This window comes from Citrobacter sp. Igbk 17 (assembly GCF_028069775.1).
GTDB lineage: Bacteria > Pseudomonadota > Gammaproteobacteria > Enterobacterales > Enterobacteriaceae > Citrobacter.
In genome coordinates, this window is sequence record NZ_JANEWI010000010.1 from 1 (window position 1) to 21,822 (window position 21,822).

The window sequence follows — 21,822 nt, forward strand, 5'->3', positions numbered from 1 at the left end:
CGTATACGAGATGCCGCCTACAGTAGCAACAACAAAATCGCCTACCGCGAGTTCGGTAGTAAATGAAGTCCCTGCCCCTGATACCTGGGCAGAGTTATTCGTCAGGGTGAGTGTTCCTGCTGACATAAAATTTTCCTCAGTACATATTTGGGAGGACGAGAATGGGCATGGAGATATTTCTGTTTCGGGTCATATCCCATCCATTGCTGGCGTAGTTACCAAAAACCCGGTTATATGCAGACCTGACACTTCCCCCGGACATAACGACACCCTTCATTCTGAGATTGCCGTAACCGCCGTTCATCCGGACCTGTGCGCCGGTGTAAACTATCTGGCAATACCCGCCGCCAATATTCTGAAATGCATCGGTAATCTGGATTTGTCGGTCGTATACAAAAGGCCGCTTCAGCGTGGAGAACGTCACCTGGCCAGCGGCGTTGGTCATGGTGATACCATCGCCACCAACAGGCGCTGTCTGATTGAATATCACAAGGTCTATGGTCGCCGTTCCGGCCACGTCGTCCCGCCCTGTGTACGAGATATCGCGAACGATAATATTGCCGCCATCAAACCCCACCGATACATTCGGGTTATCCCATTTACCAAAAGGGATGCCACCAACTGGGAGGGGGGCGCTGCCATTAACCGTGATGCGACCGGACCAGGCACAGGTCATCAGCGCGGCCTGATTGGATATGGCGGTGAAGTCAGTCGAATTTGAAACAAACAGCCCTTCGTTATAAGTCGCTGCAGGCAGCAGTTCCATAACGTAACCTGACCAGTCAGGGACAAGGCTTTTACCGCCGATTGTCTCAGCACCAATGATGACCCCGGAATCTCCGTTTCTGGTGACAACCGTCATAAAGGCCACATCAAATTCAGCAAAGGAATAGATGTAGACAGGGTTGGTGGGTATCACGATGACCTGAGAGCCGGGAACGAGCGGGGTATTGACTGGGTACTGCATTGGCTGAGAGGACCAGCCAGAGAACGATGTACAAAAACTGGGGGCGCGCAGCCCCGCAGTAATCGCCATTACAGGGCGGCCATCGTTGTAGTCGATTAAAATCCCTTCCGGCATTATGACCACCTCCCGACAACAACCCGCCCACCACCTGGAAGATTAACTGTCAGCCCATTCCCGTTTATGACGACAATGTTATTAACGCCGTTAAATGCAAATTCACCGCTGTCGGCATACAGTCTTCCGTGGAATTCAGGGCTGGCATTCTTGGGCAGATTCCACCCTCTTACACCGGGTATAAAATTTGAAGATTGAAGAGAGTCCGTAATTTTACCGAAATCAATGGATGCCTCCTGAATGAGTACGCTGCGAATAAAAACCTGCCCGTTATAGACGAAGAATGCAGCCTGCCAGTCACCAGGATTATTACCTGAATAAATACCGAACTGATCTGCAGCAAATACAACCGTGGATTTATAGCTGTTTCCATCAGGCTCGATAGACATACCGAAACCAGTGTTGTATTTAACACCGTTTCTGACAATGCCAAGGTTCAGGGTGTATGACGCTTTCGCAGTGCCGTCGCTGTTGACCTCTGCATTTAGCTTCTGATTTACAGCAGCCATCAGCTCTCCATCGGGGCCAATTTGTGCCTGTACATAATCAGCAAGTTCCGCAAACGCACCATCCAGATTTGCAACCGTGGTGGTGACGGTCATTACTTCAGCTTTGACTTCGCCATACTGCTCAAACTGACGCTGGACCGTCCCATGGTTAGCGAGGGCATTTTCCATAATGCCTTCCAGGTTCGTATCCACACCATCCTTAATGTTCTGGAATGCATCTGATTTCTGGACAGAATCGTCAATGAGATCAATGAGGCTACCTGTATCCATAGAGCACAGCGCCGGTACTTCGATAAAGCCTGATGCACCAAAAGCGTTAATTGTCCTGATATACCAGTAATAGGTATGCCCCACCTGTAGCTGGCTGCTGGTCCAGGTGGTTCCCATCCCCTCGCGACTGGCGTTACCTTCAACCGTTTCAGTGGACGTTCCTGGCAATTGAGTTTCACCCGATGTCCAGAAATCGAACTGCGTGGAAACATTAGTGATCGCCGCCAGACGCGGGATCAGCGTGACGGCAAAGAAGCCCTGCTCAATATCAACATGAGAAGGTGGCAGTGGGGCTTCTATACTGAATTCCAGATAAGCTTCCGGGGATTCTGCCCCCATCTGGTTTACAGCAATAACGTGTGCTGTGTAGGTATTTTTCGGTAAACCGGTAAGACGCGTGAACATCCCGGGAACCTGGACGGACATGACCATCTGACCATTACGGCGAATGATCACTTTGTTATAGACAACCTGACCGATGTTCTGCCAGGACAGGATGCCCTGCACGACCTGCCCGATTTCCTCCACGGTATATTTCAGATTCTGCGGCTGAGCCACTCCGCCTGGTGGCAGTTGAGTAAATGGCGGTCTCTCAATCGGTTTACCAATGGCATCACCCCAGACATCTGCAGTTTCCTGCTTCAGCGTCAGTTGTACGCCATTTTGTACCCCGAACTTCCAGTCGGTAACCCGCATCTCAACGTTAACGATACCGATCGACGGGAAATTCACCTTCACGTACATCCCGGGACGGTAACGGTATCCGCTCAGGTTTAACGTAACGTTCATGGTTCTGGCGATGCGGGTACGCTTTAACTTCACATCAGCGAGGCGCTGAGCCTGAAATTCTGAAGTCACAAATCGCAGCTTCATATCCTGCGATATTTCCACCCCGTCTTCTGTCACCCATTCACTGACAGACACAGAGGGGAAATCCGCTTCGGTATAACCCTGCTGCGGATCGACAAATGTCCCTTTGATAGTGTTAACACGTTCCGCCTGAGAGACTTCCGGCATGATTTCGATATCACCGGCCAGCTGGCTTTCAGTGATCACTTCGGTAGCGGGTCCGTAATAAGCCCCGACGAGAAGACCATGTTTGCCCGCGGTATATGTTACATCCCCCGCGCACGCTGCCAGCATTCCTTCCAGGATACTGACTTTGTTTTCACTGAGATCGAACTCTCCGTTGATGGTATAGCGCTTCTCAACGGTATTCCCCCCAGTAACCACATCCTCATCACAGATATTCGCCGCTTCCTTGAACTGCTCCCAGAGAATATCGGCGTCAGGCACTTTCAGGTAATTGCGGTAATAATCCAGGATGACCAGCGCCGCATTGTTGCTGTAAGCCGTCAACCCGGTACGCGGGTCATAAACGGCACGCCCGTACTTTTCGACCTTGATATTCGGGATGCCTGACGGGAATTTTTCTGCACTGAATTTGAGGGACACACGCAGCCACGTGATCCCCTTTCCGATCATGTCTTCTTTCCATGACGGACAGTTTGCCAGCATGTACGGATCTACGGTCTGGCGATTTGTGTGCAGTTCAAAAGACGCATGCTCCGGAAAACTGCTGATCGGTTCGTCACCCAGCCAGACGGTTCCAATGCTGGATAATGAGTGACCCGCCAGCGCAACAGCCAGGTGCAGCATTTCACCGTCATCCTGTTGCCCCGACTCTTCCTCTGAAAAGAACAATGTTCCCGCTGTCGTGGTGTGACCATAAACAACCGTTTTGGCGCTGGCTGCGGCACGAAGGACCTGTTTACGTTCCGATGTGTCACGGTATGAACCCAGTGATGGCTTTTTGGTCAGTGCCTGAGTTGCCACCTGAGCGGCCACTGTGATGGCCATTGCAATCCCGTAATACTGATATGAGGCGGCAGCACCCGCAGCAACGGTGGCAATGATAGGAATAGCAGCAGGCATTAACGCACCCTCCAGACACTCAGCGGCTTAACCCGCAGACTGACAAGACCATTTTCGCCAGGAACCCATACAACGCCGGAATACACCACCCCGGCGCATCGCGCCCCGGCATTTTCAACAACGGCAATATCCCCACGCTGCGCCAGTTTCACCGGCACCTCGTCGAGATAACGGACCAGCACCTTTTCAAGCGAACCGCCACCGCGCAATATCGCCTTTTTCGCCCCGTGTTCGCTGTCGTAGGTTCCGCGCCAGCCCGCCGCAAAATCCTCGCCGCACATGGCCTGAGCACAGTCCGCCGCGAACAGGCAGCAGTCATGACTACCCCATAAAAAAGGCCGCTTTTCAGCGGCCCTTATTACGGTGATTAATCTGTTATGCCAGTCCGGATGCTTCATGCTTCCTCACTTATAGGTAAATCCGGGTGCATCTTTTTTATTGCCCCAGTAAATTGAACGTTCAGCCATCTGCGCCACATAACGGAATATGTGATCGCCTGGATAAGCGGCCTGTTGTGATTCGTCGGTATACCGATCGGGAAAAGGACGCTGCCAGTCTTCAAAAATATTACTGAGAGTGTATTGCAGGGCGTTCGTCTCTCCGGCTGTCGCCCCCGTACTGGACACCTTCCCCTTGAACAGGAGATCGGCAGCCTGGACAACGCCGTTATCATCCATGACCACCAGATAAATTTCGGCGTTTCTGCCCACACAGCGCTCATTCAGCGTGGTGGCAAAGAGGGCCATATCCAGACCAGAAAGGGTCATTTTGACCTGCGTGGGGCTGGTCGTGCTGGTTTCACTGGCATCATCAACGGAGCCCATGCGCCCCATGCCGTAATAAACATAGCCACCGAGAACCAGCGTCCCGGTACCGGAATGCACATAGACGGTGCCGGATTCAAACTGAATATTAGCGGCAATCGCAACTGTCACCCTGTCGCGGGATAACCACTCCACCATCGAGTCAGAAAAGGGGGAATACAGCATTAAAATGCCTCCTCAAGCTCCAGCGTGTAACTGGTAAAAACACCCGGCACACGGTTACCGGCACCCTGCTGGTTATCCTTCAGTTTGAAAATGCCGTAGGGTTTCGCAACCTCAATGACAGCATTAGCAGGCGGAGAACCACGCAACATCGGCGCAAATGCAATCATTGCGGTACCGTTAGCCACGCTCGTTACATCGGCTGTAACCATCTTCAGTTCATCGTTAACGGTGAAATAATCGCCCTGTCTGAGCACAACTACTCCCGGCGTCCAGCCTTTACTCTGAATTTGGACCCCTGTCTGATTAGCGCCATCAACAACGGGCGCACCTGCAGGTGTTCTGCCACTTCTCCCCCAGTCACGAACTTTTACCCTGCCATATTCACCATCAAGCGAAGCCACCAAGGCATCAATACGCCTGGATTTTTCGTCAGTCAGGTTATTAAAAGTCAGGGAACATACCCAGCGGGTACCGGGGAAGCGTGCTGTCTGCGATGCCCCATTGAATGGAGATCGAAAGGTTTTGGTATTACTCTCAGGTCGCCATGTCAGCGACGCGGGACAGACATCTTCCGGCCATTCGAGTACAGCCATAGATTCTCCTGCATTATTCTGCGCGCGTCGGCGCTACTGATCATTTATCAGGATGTAAATGATTTACATACCTGGCTATGGTTGACGTTCAGCCCGTCTGTAATGAGACACAGACGTCCATGGGAAAGGAGGGATGGCTGATTACCTCTTTATAAGGAAAGGAAATGACTTATAAATTCGAATAATCAATTTCAAATGAAATGAAAGTACCAGACTCTACAACTGCTCTATATTCCCTCAATGCCGCGTATGCTGTTTTAGTGAAAACATTGGATGAGCAGTCCCCTGGTTTCGGTGACAAGCTTTTAGGTAATTTAGACAAGGTTTATGAGCAAAATAAAGGTCAGAAGTCATCCCAATTAGCCATTGCTCAAATTGGAATCATTGTTAAAACTTTAATAAGCGGACAAGATTAGCCTTACCAGTTCTAACCTCAACCTTATTTTTAGTGATACTCATTGACGCGGTTTGTTTTTCGAACCGCATTTTCGGTTCTATTTTTTTAGTATCCTGCTCTTCAACTTTTAGCTCTAAAGTCATAGTTGTCTCCCGCCTTTCAGCTTAATGAATATTAATAATGGTTACACGCCAAGCAATCGCCTTGCCTGGCCGCGATTAGAGAAGTCCTGCAAGATATCCTGACGCGCCTGCTTCGCACCGTCATTTGCTCCCTGTCGCGCAGCTTCCTGCATAGCCTGCTTCAGTGCAGCGTCTCCATTACCGGAAATAGAGAAATGCTGCTGAATGGTTTGTTGAAGCTGAGCCCCACCGCCGCCAACAGAAGAAACTGTGTCATCCACCATTCGAACACCGAGATTACCGTCAGCAGTTCGCGTCAGGGGCATTATCGCTTCAGGACCAGCTTCTCCCATCAGGCCTGCACCTTTTGCAAATGCAAACATCGTCGGGCTGTTCACGACGCCATTACGGAAACGACTCAGATCAGGGGAGTCCATTACGCCGCCCTTAGCGAATTTCAATTGAGATGCCGCACCAGTATAAGCTCCGGACGGTGTTGCACCGCCAGCGGATGCTGCACCAGCTACTGAACTACCAAACATCCCACCCAGTGAACCAAACCAGCCGCTATCACCAGCAGATTTAAGCGTGTTGACCATAATTGCTCTGAGCAAGACTTTCTGCAGCTCATTCAGCACACTGTTCGCCCAACTTGCCCAGTCAGCTTTATTACCACTGAGGGCGTCAGCCATGTTGTCCACCAGTCCATCAAGGGTGTTACCGACTAAATCTGACACCTGAGTGTAATAATCGCTGGAAGTATCTACCCAGTTAGCCAGACCATTCTGAGCCCCTGCCAGCCAGTTTCCCTGTAACTCATCTAGTTGGTCATAATGAGAACGGTATTTATCGAGCCGCTCAGCAAGCGCTTTGTCCAGTTCCTGGTTATAGCGGTCATAATCCTCCTGGCTACGAATATCTCCGCTCTGATAGCGTCGTTGCAAATCCTCTCGCTTCTCCAGAAATTCTCGTTCAATACTGAGTTGCTCACGCATCCTTTCGCGGGATTTATCACCAAGTCCTGCGCCAATGACATCTGCATCAAGAGAAGCCGCTGAATTCGCATTTTCACGTTGAAGGTTCGAAACGTATTCAGCCAGTTTTAGATTTTCCTCGTTCGCCTTTTTTACGGAATTCAGGCGATCAACCTCTGTAGCCAGTTGTTCAAGGCGTTGCTTCTGTGTTTCATTAAGTCCAGTTAGCTTTCCGTCAGCGATATCAAATTGTAGTTTTTGCTGTTCAGTAACTTCTGCGCTTTTCTTTCCAGTGGTGTCGATGAGAGCAATCTGGCGGAGGTAACTTGTCTCCATTGATTTAAAAGCTGATTCAAGTTTTTTTGCTGAAGTATCAGTTTTTAATTTCCCGTTTGATTCTCCTGCGTCAAGACCATAATCTGTTTTAGATGAAGAATAATTACCTATGGTTGCTGGATATAGAGGTAGGTTATTTCCTGCTTTAAGGATTGCTCGGCGGCGTTCAAGCTCTGATCGTTCAGCCCGTTTCCCTTCCACATCCATTCCTAATCTGTTGAAATCTGCAAGAAAACCTTCGTCATTTAAATCTGCATCAAGGTTTCTTATGCGACGATCAATTTCCTCTATAGATGCATTCTCCCCTACTGCCTGTCCCCCTTTGTAAAGATCGATGAGTTTTCCTGCTTCCGCTCCAACCTTAACAAGCCAGGTAGCGAGGTCGACCACGCCACTAACAAGGTTGGTGATACCTTTGATAACTTCAGGGTCTTTAAATACATCACCCATATCGCTAATTGATTTCTGCAGGTTAGAAAGGTCAACCTTTGCTAATCCAGCTGATAATTCAATCTTAACCCCTTTAACTTGGTTTTCCATATCCTCAAAGATTGAATTAACTTTTACGAGACTTTCTATATCGGTATCATCTGGGGCTACGCCAAATTCTTTCGCAGCCTTAATATATTTTTGTAATTTATCACCGCCCTGATCAAGCAAAGGAAGCAACTTAGAGAGATCGTTACCCAAGCTTTCAAGGATAGTAGTCTTTTCAGCGTTCGTTTTAATCTTGCTTAGCGCATCACTTATGGCTAAAAGTTGCTTATCCGGCGATTCACTCGATAATTTTTTAGCTGATAAACCGAGTGCATCCAATGCATCTACAGCCTCACCTGATTTATTCAGTACCGAGTCACCAATTTTATCTCCGATATCTTTAAAAATATCAGCCATTTGATCGCCTGAAACACCTGCTTTTTCTGCAGCATACTGCCAAGCAAGTAATGATTGAGTAGACATGTTGAGCGACTTAGCCCAACGGTCAGACTCAGTAATTTGCCTGGAGGTGTTTTTTAACAGGTTGTATCCAGCCACACCTACGCCAATAGCAGCGGCGCTTGCTGCAGTTGCTGCCCCTGTGAATGCAACAGCTACAGATTTTGCATCCTCTTGAACCTGTTTTCGCCATTTCTGCGATGCCCTTTCAGCCTGGCTTAGGCCGCCAACAAAGCCGCCAACTTTGGCAATTAAGTCTATCGTTAATGTACCTAATGATTTACTTGCCACGCTGTCCTCCAGGTAAAAAAAAGCCCCGCAAAGCGAGGCATTTTAATACTTATTAAATAGTGTAAATATTACTTTTATTTTTTCTTTGCTTGCTCTGGATAATCTGAAACATCAAAATCGAACCCCTGTTCGCCAGATTGATAAAATGTCACTCCAATAGTGATTTTTTTATTGCTCTTGATATATTTTTCGAAAGACTGTGGGTTATCAAGAAAAATCATATCTGACCTTCCAGACGCCTCACTACTTGCAGTCCAGGTTTTTACCTTTCCGTTATCGCCCTTCGTTCTTATTGAGCAATCTGAGTAACCACATACAATCTGCCCTTTAGATATCACGACATAGGCATCAGTACCTTGTTTTCTTTTGCGGAAAACCAAGTTGAGTACAGATCCACCATCAACGTTGTATGGGAATGGGAAATTAACATGATTTTTCGATGTATTATAAAAAATCTCCCCAACCTCACCAGTAACGCTATCTTTCGTGGGTTGGTTATGCCAGTTAATAACTGTAACTGGTTCTTTTTTTACCTCTACTTCTTTTACGACATCATTTTTCAACTTATCAGTGCTTACCTGAGTGCTACCCACTGTTTGGCTAGGTGCTTCTTTTTTATTGCTTACTTTGCCAATAAACAAAAGAAGGATAAGAACCCCTACAAAAATAAAAAACACCATCATACATCCCGATGGACCTTTGTTTTTTTTTGCTATGGGAGCTCCGCACTTTGGACATGATGCGGCCTTATCAGATACCTGTTCTCCACACTCTTTGCATTTAATTAAAGCCATTCCTTGATCTCCTTGTTTTTAGATAGGGTAGCAAGGAAAGCGTTTCTAATAAATTCTACTTTTCAATTCCACGTCCTCATCGCTTCCTGCAGGCTGATTGGTTCGTTAGCGGCAACGCGCTCTACAGCTGCTATGTGAGGGGCGAAATCAGCAATGCTGAATGCCGGTGTGTTTGTACCGCGATGAACATTAGCCAGCACAGAAGAAATCAATGCTGCGCCCCATTCCGTCCGCATCATTGGGTTCAGGCTTCCGTATTTTTGACGATACTGAACCCACTGCTGGAACTCAAGGAAGCTAAGGCGTTCCTGAGCTTCTGAAATGGTACGACCACCAATCCCGTTGAGGACTAGTTCGCACCAGATTTCGTCTTCTGCGCTGAGTCCGTCTTTCCCAGATCGTTAACTTCCTGAATGGCCACCAGCAAAGCCACTGTAAGATTCCCATCCAGTGCGCCACGTTCCGGATCAGCCTCACCTGTTACATCAGCTACGGTAAACACCTGATGCCCGTCTTCGTCACAGATTGAAGCTGCAATACGTCCAGCAACGCCATCAATCTTGCCTAGCCCGGCGAGGACGTCAGACGTAGCAGTGTGATAACCCAGAGGGCGAACATAGGTTGTGGCAATGTGTTCTTCCCCGTCAGCACCTTTCCATTTAATTTCTTTCTCTACAGGACGACCTGTGAATGCCCCAGCCTTTTTTAATGAATCAAGATTAAGTTTCATTTCTTTCCTCTCGTATTGCGGGGTTTCCCCCGCAAGTTAATACCTGATTACGATTAACTGGTTGGCTGTGCTTTAGGAACCCAAACACCCTGACCGGAACGCTGAATAGTCGCGGAAGTCTGAACTACTGTATTGGCCTGAAAATCGAAGGGAAAATCAGACACATAGCCCTGGAATACATACCAGGTACGAGTGTCAGGAAGAGAAAGACCATCCACTGCGTCAGGAGTGCCAGAAGTAGCCGCAGTAGGTTCTTCAGTACCATCAGCCCAGCCGATAGCAAAGGTCAGGTTTGTCTGGTCGCTTGATTCAGCAAGATTGCTCAGCATTACGTGACTGGCGTTTGCCGGGTCAGCGTTAAGTGCAACCGTAGCCTGCCCTGGGGTGCGCAACCCTTTTTTGTAGGAACGTGTGTTGGTTTCACTCAGACAGGTATCTTCAATCTGATCTGCTGGGCTACTGCCAGGTGAAAAAGAAGTGATGCATTCTATTTCCTGTACCACACCGTTATTCAGCATGTACATCTGAGTGCCTTGAGTCACTACTGACATAATTATCTCCGGGTATAAAAAAACCGGCTCAAGGCCGGTTGTGGAAGGTTTGTTATCGGTTGACTATCCAGTCAACGTCGAAAGAATATCGATACCTGAGCGTTTCAGGGTCTCGTGTTTGATTTCCCCATCGAACAATGTTGGCTTCTACCTCAATCGCATTACGCATGGCTTTAGCGACAGCAATAGCCTCATCAGGAGTATCGGCATAGATATCAACCTGAAGCGAATACATGTCCGCATCTGGTCGTTGGTTGAGGAAATTTTCAGGAGACCCGCTGATGTTCTGCCAGACGGCGTATGGATAAACAACGTCATCATCCTGAATGCCGAAAGGGTAAATTCTGACAGGGTTGCTTCCAAGTAGAGCAGTCACTGCCGGATTCGCCGCACAAACAGGAAAAATGGGAGCAATCATGCGGTCCCTCCTTTCTTCTGTGCTCGTTTGATAGCTCGGTCAATCCCCGCCTCATAATTCACAGAGAAGGTGTTGAAAACCTCAATCAGTCGAGCATTAGCTGCAGCACGAACCAGAGGTTTTGCCGCCATCTTTTCAGTGCCAAATTCCAGAAGACGCCAGTGAGGGGTAGGTGCATCTTTTGCCGTATTCGGATGCTTTTTAAGTACAGCGCCCTGAAGAATACCTATTCTGAAGGCAAGATCACCAGTTTGTTTGAACATTCGACCATTCCAGCGCAGCGCGACATTATCAGCAATGCTACGGGCAGTGTGTGGATCGTCGAGTCGTTCTGCGTTTCTCTTTATCTGGGTTACGATAATGTTTCCCGCTTTTCTCAGTGCCAAACGCCCTGTTTTCCGTTTGGTTTCCGTAGTAATGGCTTCTAACTTACCAAGCAGTGAATCTACACCTTCAAGCTTTAACTCAATGCTGTCAGCCATCTTTAACCCCCTCAGAACATGGAAGAGTCAGGTATTCAAGTCCGCTATTCGGGTCAGGTAAAATCCCTTCAACGCTGTATATTTTTCCACGGAAGAGGATGCGGTCTTTCTCCTGAATATCATCCCGAAAACGAATGGTGATTCTGGCAGTAACTTTTACGTTAGCGGCTTGAGCTGTAATGAAGTCACGGACTGATGAAGAAACCACGCTGGCATAAACATCTGCCAGGTTGTTCCATGTATATTCCATTGCCCCTGTGGTTGATGACTGGACGCCTGTTCGTCGCTGAATAGTGATACGGTGACGCAGTTTAGCAAACTCCACGATTACCTCGGCTTACCATCAAGATAGGTCTGCGGTGGTAGCTCATCATCAATTTCATCAACGAGCGTTTTTGCAATCAGAGATATCAGTGTTTCATCAGCCAGAGCCAAGCGGTTTATCGCTTCTGCCTGTTTCAGTTGAGACGTTGCCAGCGCTTTCAGTGCCGCCGTTAGTTCGTTTACCTGCTGCTCGTTCATAGGCAATCCTCGTCCACTTTTTAATCCACTCGCGCCGTCTGGCGCATCCTGCGCATGCCATACCTGCCCCTTAAATAATTGTCGGTTTACGGAGATCGTAAATCAGCATTGAAACAGAAAACGGAAGTTCGCCCTGCTTCAACTTGTCCTCCTCTTCGCCGCCACGGTTACGGTCAAGATAGCCAAGCAGAACCAGCAGAGCTGTCTGAACGCGAGTAAGCGGCTCACCATCAATTAGTTTTCCTGAATTATCCACGACTAACGCGCGACTTCCCTGAATGTAGGAAAGTATTGCTGCGCTGCCGCCCTGAATTTTTAAGGTAAGGTCTGAATCTCCGTAATCGTCGTCAATACGGAGATGCAACTTAGCCTCTTCGAGCGAAACCAGTTCGATCATGGCTTATCCCTCAGATCTCGCCCTTTCTTAACAGCAAGCGTCCATCCTTTCGATCCTGTCTCACCAGGCTTGTCACATGTTTTCTCGTTGCAATGCCACATACAACCACCCCATGTGACCGTATCGCCAGGTTGATATTCGGTACCAGATTTGAATACATCGCGATAGATAGTTACCGGGATGTCAAAGGACTTAACTTCAACAGTACCGCTTGCTCTTTCGAGAGAAATTGAGAAGGTTCGCTGGTTATATTGTTTGATATCAATGCCCGACACACCGTCAACAATACATTCCCAGCCTCGCATGCCGTGCGTCTTTTCGTGGGAGCGCCAAAGTCCGCCTTTGTGAGTCGCATAGGTACCGCGTGGATAGCTTTTTTTCTCATCGATGAATGGTTCAAGCTCTATTGCAAGAGCGTCACGACCATCTGAACCCGGTTCAGGAACAGGAATCTTTGACAACAAATCCTGAGCGAGCTTTTCAACATCTACCGGCTCAGGAATTAACGCATTAACTACCTCTTCGACAAGGGGACGCAGATCATCAACCGTGACGCTTTTACCATCCTTAGGCTTGGGAAGTGATTCTAAAGACTGGTTCACCGCACTTTTAGCTGCTTCAGCGATGATCTGGCTAAAGTCGGGTAGTTCTGGTGCTTTCGGCAATTCAATAGCACTCACCGCGTCTGCAACCATTTTTGATACATCAGGAATTTCTACAGGTTGAACTTCAGGGATTGATCCCCTCAGTTCTTCAAGTTGCTTTCCCAGATTACTGGCTGTTTTCTCCAGCGCTTGCTGAAAGTCATCTGCCATTTTTTGAATGGCTGTTCCAAACTCTTCACCAAGCGCCTTTATCAGGGATAATTCACGTTCATTCATTTTGTTAATAATCCTCTGAGCATTGTTTTCGCCGCGAAAAGTTCAGTTTCGCTTAGTGCCTTTCCACTTTCTTCTACTGGCTCTGGTGATGGTTGTGTCTGCTGCTGTCCTTTGCTGAACGGGTCTTCAGATGCGTCTCGTCTTGCCAGAGCTGCCAAGCTGAAGTTTTGCTGCTGCAGGAAGAGTGAATCTCCGCCTTCAACTGGAGGGAGATTTTCACTTTTGCGAGCTTCGTTTGGAGTAAGGATGGTGTTTTTAACTCCATCACCCAGCACTTTCATTCTGCGTTCGCTGTCCATTCGTAACAGCGCGCCGATATCAAGCTCAACACGCTTTTTGCCATCCAGTTCGAAAGTTTCTTTCAAGAGTGACTCGATAGACTCAATCAGTACCTGAAGGCACTGCGAGTAATATTGTTGTTCAAGTGCTTCAACGTTATCAGAACTTGGGATTTCGCCAACGCCAGCCTTATATGCCGGGACATGGAAGGCAGAACAAACCATTTCTGCAGAAAGTTTCTGCTGCTCAACAGTCTGCGCATCTACCGCAGACATGGTGATCGCTTTGTATTCTGCGCCACCTGATAACAGTCCAGTCTTTCCTGCATTTTCCCCTGTGTAACCAGCATCCCATGCTTTTTTTATTTCTGTGGCTTTGTCAGCATCAACAGAGCCAGGAATAGTAATAACGCCACTTGGTTTGCCGCCATTTTTAAAGAAGAACGCAGAGCTTTCCTGGATGTGCTTACCCTGCATTGCTGCGAGTCCACATGCATAGATAGGAGAAATACCGATCAAAGGATGAAATAGGCAGTTAAAGCGATCGTGAATTATTTCTCGCGCCGGAACGGTTACTTGTGTCGGCAAACCGCTAATCTGGTCAGGGCTAATTTGATAAAAAACAGAACCATCATCAGCAACTAAGGGTGTGACTTTATCCGGATCAAGAATACGAAGTTCTGTAATCTTCCCGGTATTGTTTTTAACCTTCATCACGTAGGTATTTCCGCGAGAAAGTTTTGAATTCATCCACGTTTCAAAAAACTGAATTGTGTTCTGAAACTGGTTAGGTTTACTGATTAGTGTGTCGAATTCATTATCCGAAACTTCTTTCCAGATGCCGTTAGAATCTTTGGCCTGAATGGCTGGCGACATCTTTGAAATGTCACTGGCTATCAGCGTAATGCAAGAGAACACCGCATAATACGAAAGTACGGTCTCATTCCTGATTTCCATGTTTCTTTGCCAGGCACCTGCGAAAGGTTCTCTGACAAAGGAAAATATCGGAGTCCAGCCGCGAGATGATGGTTGCTGTAGTGCTTTCTCTTTCCGACTAAAAGGATTCCACATCAGCCATTCTCCGCGTTAACTTTTTTCTTTTTCGGTCCACCAGCTTTTTTGCCAGTCACATATTCAGCTTTATGCAGCAGAACCAGTACCTTTGCGCACTGGTCATTCACAATTTTCTCATCACCAGGCAATGAGTCATGTGTACGCTGTAGGTATCTGATCTTTGCCATATGAAACGGCGGGGTTTCCCCCGCCCTCCTTCTTAGCTGGTAGCGCCAGTGCTGTAATCAACGCCGGAGATAACGGCCACTGCTGCATCGCGACGGCGTTTCCAGTTAATCCAGCGCTCTGCACGGATGGCCACGCTGTTGGTCTGGAACATGGATACCAGTTCCACTGCCGTTGGGGTGGTGCTGTCATGGGTCGGAGCGCTCTGCATTTCCAGAGAAGCTTCGCGAGACATATCAACTGCCACACCGCCGTCATCAGCCAGGTATACATCCGGTGCATTAACCAGCACCAACTGATTGCCAACGTACTGGGAGACAATTACTGGCAGTCCCTGGAATGTACCGCCCAGCATGGTCATGTCCGGATACTCTTTCTGGCCCAGTGCATTTTTACGCATGGACAGCGTAAGAGCCGTAGTGCTGGACATCAGCCAGACCGCGCCATTCGGCTGCAGGTTGTTGGTAATAAATTGACCAAATGCTGCTGCAGCATCGGTATCCGGGTCACCAGTAGACGGAATCGCAGTGATGCCGTTGGTAATAGATGCCGGGGAAACATCAGCCATTGCCGCTTTTGCCGGGTCGATGAAGTCGGTATCCAGTCGAGCGATCACTGCTTCAGCAAGGGCGTTACGTACCAGAGCATCAGCAGATGGATTAGAGAAACGGATAAGCTCTTCTGTCAGAACTGCAATAGACGCCACTTTGGAAAAACCGAAGGTGATGGTTGCAAAGTCAAACTTGGTCAGAGGTTTGGCTTTACCCTGACCTACCCAGCCAGCTGACCCTCCAGAGGTTTGCGCAGGAATACGCACATTAAACGGTACCTGCCGCAGTGACGGGATGCTGCCCTGGCCAAAGCGCCCGATAATGGTCTGAGGGCGAAGAAACTCAACGAAATCCTGCGCGTAATCCTGATATTCAACTAAAGCGCCAGCCCAGGTAGGGTCTGTGGTGGTACCAGCACTAACTGCTGCTTTCAGAACATGGTGAAGTTTGGTGTCATCAGGATACTGATTTTTCGCAATCTGTAGCGCTTCTGAGCGGCTACCGTTACCAGCTGCCAGAGACTTGGCGAAACGGGCAAAGGCGATACCTTTTTCCAGCTTAGGCTCTACACGGATGATGGATGGTGCCTTATTCACCACTGTTACTTCACCAGATGCTGCTTTAGTTACTGGCTTGGCGGTTGATGCCATGCTGGTTTCCATATCACGCAGGCGTTTAAGGTGCTCGTCGACCGCTTTGATTTCAGTAGAGGTGTTATCGTAGCTTTCTGTTTCTTCCGCATCCAGCGTGCGGCCTTCATCGGCGGCTTTGCTCATGATGTCGTTCAGTGAAGAGGCCAGCGCTGCACGCTTGTTTTCAAAACTTTTGATCTGTTCAGCGATATTCATCGTTGATTTTCCTTTTTGAGAAGATTTATTCGGTGCTGAAGCGCCAGCAGAATTTATGGTTTTCACTACCGGTTTCTCATTGCCGAGCGCGGCGAGTAACTGGCGGTCAAACGACTTAACGGTTTGAATCGAACACTCGGCATTCGCCGGGATCGTTACTGCAGAAACTTCAAGAAGCTCCCATTCAAGAAAATGGATGCCACCAGAGTCGAGATATGCGTATTTAATTGGCTTGAAGCCGATAGACAGGCCTTTCACAAGACCTGATTTGATTGATGCCCACGCTTCTTCAAGCCTGGCCACCAACTGCGATGGCATGTCAGGTGTTGGCTTAACAAGTTGCGCCGTGATCTGAAGCCCTTCTTTCACTTTCTTTGCAGAACAGTTCCCAATAGGTTGGGTTCTGTCATGCTGCCAGAGGAAAGGGTTTTCACTACCGAACTTCGCACCGTCAGGGTCCATAATGTCGCCGTCACGGTCAGGTGATGGTGTGGAAGCAATCCCGGTGATTATCCGTTTGTCCTCATCCACCGCTTTCACCGTCATGATCGTACATGCGCGGTCAAGCTTCATTTACTGTCCTCCAGAAACGAAAAAACCCGCCGTGGCGGGTCATTAACTGACGTGTTATTTATATAAAAAATACCTGGTAATCTTTCTTCTTCGCTTCAGGATTAAGTGCCATTAGCGAAACGGCATTAAACAAGGCCATAAGGGGGTCAATTTTCCCCTTTCCACTGGCCTGTTTAGTGATGAGGATAGCGTTACCTTTAGGTTCTACTCTGGCGTTGCCTACACACCAGGCCATTAATGGCTGTCCACCATGAATTAGCACCCCCTCTGCAAGCTTGCGCTCTGTTGTCTTAATCGCACCACCAAGTCTCCAGCCCTGGCTGACACCAACCACTGAATCTTCAGGTATTTCAGCTTCTACAAGAGCATCAAGGATCTGACCGACACCAGAAGGGTCAATGCCAATTTTATCCAGCAGTTCCGCATCATTGATACGGCTGACATATTCAGCAACTTCCTCAGTGTCCTGTCCTACTCGTTTTACGATAGTCAGATCACCGGCCTTAACGAAATCGTTGAACCTGGATTCCTCGCTTTTTCTGCGGCGCACAGCTATTTCATGCGCCCAGGCATGGCCCCATCCAATCCACTCACGGGTTTCTTTGTCACGACCAATAATGTAAAGACCAAGAAGGTCATCAAGGCCACCACCATCTATCCCAACCGTAGCAACCTCAGCTCGCTGAAGGATATCGCTGAATGTTACCTGCCTAATTTGCGGCTCCCAGAAATCAACACCTGCCCATCGGTCACTGCGGAGGTTCAGACCAATTTCGATATTGAGGTGTTTCGCAAGGAACTGCTGTAATGTGCCGTCTGTTTTGTTCTGGTTCTTCAGAAGCTGATCGGCAATCCATTCTTCACTTACCGAACGACCAATATTCGGATTGGTGATGTAGAAATTTTTTGGTTCAAGGTAAGCCTTGCTTTCCACCATAGAGTCAGGGAATTCATACAGGACGCCGAGTGTTTTAAGGTCATTAATCTTCCCATCTCGCACAGCTCGCCAGTAATCAAGGCGTTCTTTGAATACACCAGCAGGCGGTTCATCACTTTGCGTAGTCAGGAATATAACCCACCCTTCGTTGCGAGATACCTGCCCACCAAGTGCTTCCATAAACATGGCTTCGGCATTAGCTCGCTTGCCAAACAACCAAAGCTCATCGACCAGAATGCGCCCTGACTTTTTACCTGAAACAGTATCGGTGTCAGCTGCTACTACTTTGAGTGTATTTCGTGTTACTCGGTGTGTGATGGTGCGGATATGGTCCTGAATCTGAAACATATCAGATAGCTCTTCATCGGCGCGTATCATCCCGGCAGCAGGTTTAAAACTGTTATCAGCCACCTCTTTTGTCGGCGCGAGAATCAGGTGCTCTTCATCTTCACGCCAGCACAGGATTAGCGCGGTCAGCATAATTCCTGCAGCGATGGTCGATTTTGTGTTCTTTTTCGAGATAAGTAGTCCATATTCGCGGATTAACTGCTTACCAGTCTCTGCTTCATAGCCACCGAAAATGGCATTAACAAAGTCAAATACCCATTCCTCAGAACACTCACCAAATGTTGGCTTCCCTGGTAAATCAGAGACGCGTAACTCTTTGAAGATGCCAAGTGCCTGTTCTGCCTGGTCTGGGAAAATTGGTGGTGGGATGATTGATTGCTTTGCAACCAGAAGAGATTCCCATTCAGGGCAAGCCGTGGTCCATTGAGCCATTGATTACCCCTTGTTATTAACAACAAGCTTCGGCGGTGCCATTGCTCCAAACTTGCTACCCGTTGCTGCGACCTTCGCGGCGGCATGTCTTGCATCCTTTTTACCGCCTTCTCCTTTTTTGGGGTGAAGGTATGGCAGCATCGCTTTTGCGGCGTCTTTTCTGACATCCGTCTCTTCTGATACGTCGTTCATCACTGCTTTCAGGAACTCAAGCGGATCATCAAATTCCTTCACCGTTCTGTTAACAACTTTTGGCAGATCATCTGGTTCAGAAATAGCCTGCTCGGCAATGACTTCGGCCCCACGTTTTTTACTGATAAACGCGATGATATCCGGGTCTTTTGCCAGCCGGGAACCCTGTGACCTCGCGGTTTTCTCGGAGTAACCGGCCTTTCGGGCTGCTTCAGCCTGGGATGAACCGGACATCAGCGCTTGTGCGAATTTGCGCTTTTGTCCTGTTAACACGTTAACACCCTCCAAAGGGGAAAATTTTCTGCGCGTGAGAGGGGGCGCGGTGTCCAGCGCGATCGGCGTTGACACCCACTGATACCCCCCCCGGTGTTTGGTCAGAGAATTACGATGCCGTCTTGCAATTTATCTTTCGGCACAGAGTGCTTCAGAGCCTCACTGTCTGGCTGGTTCATTGATGCTTCGCGCGATGACTTACCTGAGTGGCAATCAATGCACAGCGTCCACAGGTTGCTCTCATCGTTGTCACCACCAAACTGTAGTGCTATGCGGTGATCAAGTTCACTGTCATGCAGGTCAACCACTCGCTGACACATGCAACAGTGTCCACCGTCGCGCACATATATACGACGCTTGAGGCTCACCCTTGCGCTACCGCTTACGCGGCGATGCTCACCATAGACAGGCTTTATTCGTCGGGTGTCGATAGCTTTCAGGCGAGGTTGTAGTGTCTTTAACTTAGACATGTAACCTCCATGCTCTGCGGCGTTCTGTTCTTGGCTGATTGTCTCTGGCTGGTTCTACTGGCTGTCCATCAGCGTGGTCAACAAGTGAGTAGCATGGATAGACAACAGGGCCACCGTAAGCATCACCGACTGCATAGTCTGCTGCTTTGCTGTGGTTCCATTTATCCAGCACTCTCTTGATATGTTGCTGAGGTACGCTGTAGCAGACGCCATGAATAAGACGCGGCAATGTTATGAAGTCAGCTCTGGCCTTATCAGCTGCTATTAGCTTTGATGCTATCTCCAGTTGATACTGTGGTGGACGGCCAGTGCCGAGATAAAATGAACACAGTGCATCTGGATATCGAGAAAGCCACACAGCAATCTTGTCGCGGAACCCAGTGACTGGCATAGCATCATCTTCAAGTACGACAACACGGCATGATTGGTTGGCAGCCCATTCAAGCGCTCGGCGATGATTCCAGTTGGCCCCATGCTCACCTTCATCCAGAAGAAGATGGGCTCCCAAATCGCTTGCCAGAAGAACTGCAGAGGCAAAGCGGTCATGGTGTCCGACCACTACGAACTTCACTTGTGTTTCCACCACGCTAACTCCTTACCGAAACCGTCTGTTTTAAAGATGGTATGCACCAGAGGTCCGGTAACGATTCGATCACCGAATGACTTTGCAGCCATTCCGAAAGCACCCATATCCACCAGCGTGGCGGGTGCAGCTTCCATCTTCCAGAAGCGGTGACTTTCTATCAGGTAATACTGACGGATGATGCGGTGAGCGAATTCCATCACATCAGTTCTACTTCCACCTAACAGACCAGCATTCAGCAGTGGTTCATCACGATGCTGCTCGATGAAGTCGCTATATGCTTTGCCGTGGTGATTAGCCTTCATCCATCCATCGGAATACGTCTTGTGCTCAGAACCAACATATATTTTACCCGGCTGCATTTCTGCCCATGGCTCTCTAAGCATCTCGACATCAGTACCATCAGTGCACCAGACCAGATCAAATTCAGGATGTGAGCGCAGGTATTGGTAGATGTGAAGCCAGCGAGCAAAGTAAGGGCTCATGCTCAACTCGGGAACTTCGTATAACTCTACGCCATAAGGTAATACTTTCAGTTCATCCGCCAGTACAACCGGCACCGCACCAGATACTGAATCAGCCCACGACTGTAGAATACCCGCATCATGTTTCATTCTACCTGTGCGCTGTGGATCTGGCTGACTTGTTAGTAATGTGGTCAGAACAAGATTTGGGTTACTTCGGTAAGAAGTGAAAGCTGTATATCCGCTATCACGCCGCGCGTTGAAAATACCAACGTTACGCTTCACTAAAGCTTCGCGATCTGGCCGAGGGATGGAGCGTGAGCCCTCTTCGTGCTCATCCATTGAGTGAATCAGATTTTCAGAGCCAACCACGTCAGCGAAGGCCCATGTCGATAACCCTGCGTTGTGAATACGAAGCGCCAGATCGGGATGCTCGTACATACCACGACCGTATACCGGATCAAAGCCGCCAACCTTATCAATGGCGCTGCGGTGGTAGTACAGCATTACACCGCGCTGCCCGGTGTAAGCGATATGCTTATCATCCCTGTACAGGACTGTCATATCGTTAATCTTTCGTGGGCCAGCGAGGTCAAGAAACTGATAAGCCAAATGGGGCTCTGGTGACTCGATGTAGGGTAGATGCCAATTATCAGCTATTGGCCATGCATCATCATCCCACAGGAAAAGATGCTCACACCCTGCGTCCACCAGCGCTGTCAGGCTGGCGTTCTTGGAAGCGACAATGCCGCGTGATTGCTCATGGCGTACCAACTTAACCCCATCAGGAACTATTGCAGCAGGACTTGATCCATCGTCTATCACAACCACCAGCGCACCAGATGGAAGATGCTTCATGTGCTGCTCAATGGCACGCTTAAGCACTTCATGACGATTATGAGTTGTGATTGCTATCCCAATACGTACTTTATTATCGCCTTCTGGTATAAAACGTACCCCGTTTATTAATACTTCCATAAACCACCATCAGAGAGATTATGTTTGGCAACAAAGTCTTTTACTAAATCTCGTAGTTCATCTGCCTGCTCGATGGTTAATGGCTTATCTGGATGGATTACAACGTTGAGTTCGGTAGAAGCGCTGGGATTATCTAAATCAATTCGTGGTTGTTTTTCGGAATGTTCATTGCTGAGATTAAATGTCGCAATTACTTTCGGCATTTCGTTTGGCGCAGTTTCTACCACCGTTGAAACCTGACCATCAATAAGCAAGCCACCTACTGCTATTCCATACCCGAAGAAACGATCACCGCGATACAATTTTGCGAGCTGATACTTCATGTGCGTTTCCTTTTAGACGTGAGCCTGTCGCACGGCAATGCCGCCCGAGAGGTAAACGCAACCTAACGGCATCACCCAGGCTCACTACTGAAAGACTCTCTTCGATATGCGCGTGCGATGCGCTT

26 protein-coding genes and 1 pseudogene are annotated in these 21,822 nt (G+C 48.6%); 1 reads left to right on the forward strand and 26 read right to left on the reverse strand.

Annotated features, from left to right (window positions below; translation table 11 throughout):
• The 6 genes and pseudogenes from NNO08_RS08085 to NNO08_RS08110 all read right to left on the reverse strand — a co-directional run.
• Positions 1-126 (reverse strand): annotated as a pseudogene (locus tag NNO08_RS08085) (tail fiber domain-containing protein); the annotation flags it as partial.
• A gap of 10 nt (positions 127-136) precedes the next feature.
• Positions 137-1,081 (reverse strand): DUF6453 family protein, encoded by a 945-nt coding sequence (locus tag NNO08_RS08090; protein ID WP_271456511.1) that lies wholly within the window; start codon positions 1,079-1,081, stop codon positions 137-139.
• Positions 1,081-3,795 (reverse strand): phage tail tip protein J-related protein, encoded by a 2,715-nt coding sequence (locus NNO08_RS08095; protein ID WP_271456512.1) that lies wholly within the window; start codon positions 3,793-3,795, stop codon positions 1,081-1,083. The genes NNO08_RS08090 and NNO08_RS08095 overlap by 1 nt, the downstream gene beginning before the upstream one ends.
• A complete protein-coding gene (locus NNO08_RS08100; protein WP_271456513.1) occupies positions 3,795-4,193 on the reverse strand; it encodes a DUF6950 family protein in 399 nt (132 codons plus the stop codon). Before NNO08_RS08100 ends, NNO08_RS08095 begins: the two co-directional genes overlap by 1 nt.
• 6 nt (positions 4,194-4,199) lie before the next feature.
• On the reverse strand, positions 4,200-4,784 hold the full coding sequence (locus NNO08_RS08105; protein WP_271456514.1) for a hypothetical protein: 585 nt from the start codon (positions 4,782-4,784) through the stop codon (positions 4,200-4,202).
• Positions 4,784-5,377 carry a hypothetical protein gene (locus NNO08_RS08110; protein WP_271456515.1) on the reverse strand — a complete coding sequence of 198 codons (594 nt, stop codon included), beginning with the start codon at positions 5,375-5,377 and terminating at the stop codon, positions 4,784-4,786. The genes NNO08_RS08105 and NNO08_RS08110 overlap by 1 nt, the downstream gene beginning before the upstream one ends.
• Before the next feature lie 200 nt (positions 5,378-5,577).
• On the opposite strand from NNO08_RS08110, the gene NNO08_RS08115 reads away from it, so the two are divergent.
• Positions 5,578-5,793, forward strand: a complete 216-nt coding sequence (locus NNO08_RS08115; RefSeq protein ID WP_271456516.1) for a hypothetical protein — start codon at positions 5,578-5,580, stop codon at positions 5,791-5,793.
• A 165-nt stretch (positions 5,794-5,958) separates the two neighbouring features.
• On the opposite strand, the gene NNO08_RS08120 is transcribed toward NNO08_RS08115, so the two are convergent.
• The 20 genes from NNO08_RS08120 to NNO08_RS08210 all read right to left on the reverse strand — a co-directional run bounded on the left by NNO08_RS08120 (position 5,959) and on the right by NNO08_RS08210 (position 21,697).
• Positions 5,959-8,433: a phage tail tape measure protein gene (locus NNO08_RS08120; protein WP_271456517.1), complete on the reverse strand. Its 2,475-nt coding sequence runs from the start codon at positions 8,431-8,433 to the stop codon at positions 5,959-5,961.
• A gap of 74 nt (positions 8,434-8,507) precedes the next feature.
• On the reverse strand, positions 8,508-9,227 hold the full coding sequence (locus NNO08_RS08125; protein ID WP_077224034.1) for a zinc ribbon domain-containing protein: 720 nt from the start codon (positions 9,225-9,227) through the stop codon (positions 8,508-8,510).
• Positions 9,228-9,289: 62 nt separating this feature from the next.
• Positions 9,290-9,466: a phage tail assembly protein T gene (locus NNO08_RS23180; protein WP_442870776.1), complete on the reverse strand. Its 177-nt coding sequence runs from the start codon at positions 9,464-9,466 to the stop codon at positions 9,290-9,292.
• 110 nt (positions 9,467-9,576) lie between these two features.
• Positions 9,577-9,957, reverse strand: a complete 381-nt coding sequence (locus NNO08_RS08130) for a phage tail assembly chaperone family protein, TAC (protein ID WP_049001825.1) — start codon at positions 9,955-9,957, stop codon at positions 9,577-9,579.
• A 53-nt stretch (positions 9,958-10,010) separates the two neighbouring features.
• Positions 10,011-10,508, reverse strand: coding sequence for a phage tail tube protein (locus NNO08_RS08135; protein ID WP_049001826.1), 498 nt, complete (start codon positions 10,506-10,508; stop codon positions 10,011-10,013).
• Positions 10,509-10,560: 52 nt separating this feature from the next.
• Entirely contained in the window at positions 10,561-10,926 is a 366-nt protein-coding gene (locus NNO08_RS08140; RefSeq protein WP_271456518.1) for a DUF3168 domain-containing protein, read from the reverse strand.
• On the reverse strand, positions 10,923-11,408 hold the full coding sequence (locus NNO08_RS08145; RefSeq protein WP_271456519.1) for an HK97-gp10 family putative phage morphogenesis protein: 486 nt from the start codon (positions 11,406-11,408) through the stop codon (positions 10,923-10,925). The genes NNO08_RS08140 and NNO08_RS08145 overlap by 4 nt, the downstream gene beginning before the upstream one ends.
• Positions 11,401-11,733: a phage head closure protein gene (locus tag NNO08_RS08150; protein ID WP_271456520.1), complete on the reverse strand. Its 333-nt coding sequence runs from the start codon at positions 11,731-11,733 to the stop codon at positions 11,401-11,403. Before NNO08_RS08150 ends, NNO08_RS08145 begins: the two co-directional genes overlap by 8 nt.
• A 2-nt stretch (positions 11,734-11,735) precedes the next feature.
• Positions 11,736-11,930 (reverse strand): hypothetical protein, encoded by a 195-nt coding sequence (locus tag NNO08_RS08155; protein ID WP_003833950.1) that lies wholly within the window; start codon positions 11,928-11,930, stop codon positions 11,736-11,738.
• 70 nt (positions 11,931-12,000) lie between these two features.
• On the reverse strand, positions 12,001-12,327 hold the full coding sequence (locus NNO08_RS08160) for a head-tail connector protein (protein ID WP_003833951.1): 327 nt from the start codon (positions 12,325-12,327) through the stop codon (positions 12,001-12,003).
• Complete coding sequence (locus NNO08_RS08165; protein ID WP_271456521.1) at positions 12,324-13,208, reverse strand: phage gp6-like head-tail connector protein; 885 nt, start codon at positions 13,206-13,208, stop codon at positions 12,324-12,326. Before NNO08_RS08165 ends, NNO08_RS08160 begins: the two co-directional genes overlap by 4 nt.
• Positions 13,205-14,557, reverse strand: coding sequence for a phage portal protein (locus NNO08_RS08170; RefSeq protein ID WP_271456522.1), 1,353 nt, complete (start codon positions 14,555-14,557; stop codon positions 13,205-13,207). Before NNO08_RS08170 ends, NNO08_RS08165 begins: the two co-directional genes overlap by 4 nt.
• Positions 14,557-14,727, reverse strand: coding sequence for a hypothetical protein (locus NNO08_RS08175; protein WP_176208446.1), 171 nt, complete (start codon positions 14,725-14,727; stop codon positions 14,557-14,559). The genes NNO08_RS08170 and NNO08_RS08175 overlap by 1 nt, the downstream gene beginning before the upstream one ends.
• Positions 14,728-14,759: 32 nt before the next feature.
• A complete protein-coding gene (locus NNO08_RS08180; protein WP_271456523.1) occupies positions 14,760-16,697 on the reverse strand; it encodes a phage major capsid protein in 1,938 nt (645 codons plus the stop codon).
• A gap of 58 nt (positions 16,698-16,755) precedes the next feature.
• On the reverse strand, positions 16,756-18,414 hold the full coding sequence (locus NNO08_RS08185; RefSeq protein WP_271456524.1) for a terminase large subunit: 1,659 nt from the start codon (positions 18,412-18,414) through the stop codon (positions 16,756-16,758).
• Between the two features lie 3 nt (positions 18,415-18,417).
• The gene (locus NNO08_RS08190; RefSeq protein WP_271456568.1) at positions 18,418-18,879 is read right to left on the reverse strand and encodes a terminase small subunit; all 462 of its coding nucleotides are present in this window, start codon (positions 18,877-18,879) and stop codon (positions 18,418-18,420) included.
• A gap of 101 nt (positions 18,880-18,980) precedes the next feature.
• Positions 18,981-19,349 carry an HNH endonuclease gene (locus NNO08_RS08195; protein WP_271456525.1) on the reverse strand — a complete coding sequence of 123 codons (369 nt, stop codon included), beginning with the start codon at positions 19,347-19,349 and terminating at the stop codon, positions 18,981-18,983.
• Positions 19,342-19,935, reverse strand: coding sequence for a hypothetical protein (locus NNO08_RS08200; protein WP_271456526.1), 594 nt, complete (start codon positions 19,933-19,935; stop codon positions 19,342-19,344). The genes NNO08_RS08195 and NNO08_RS08200 overlap by 8 nt, the downstream gene beginning before the upstream one ends.
• Positions 19,917-21,374 carry a glycosyltransferase family 2 protein gene (locus NNO08_RS08205; protein WP_271456527.1) on the reverse strand — a complete coding sequence of 486 codons (1,458 nt, stop codon included), beginning with the start codon at positions 21,372-21,374 and terminating at the stop codon, positions 19,917-19,919. The genes NNO08_RS08200 and NNO08_RS08205 overlap by 19 nt, the downstream gene beginning before the upstream one ends.
• Positions 21,362-21,697, reverse strand: coding sequence for a hypothetical protein (locus tag NNO08_RS08210; RefSeq protein WP_069891564.1), 336 nt, complete (start codon positions 21,695-21,697; stop codon positions 21,362-21,364). Before NNO08_RS08210 ends, NNO08_RS08205 begins: the two co-directional genes overlap by 13 nt.
• Positions 21,698-21,822 lie beyond the last annotated feature (125 nt).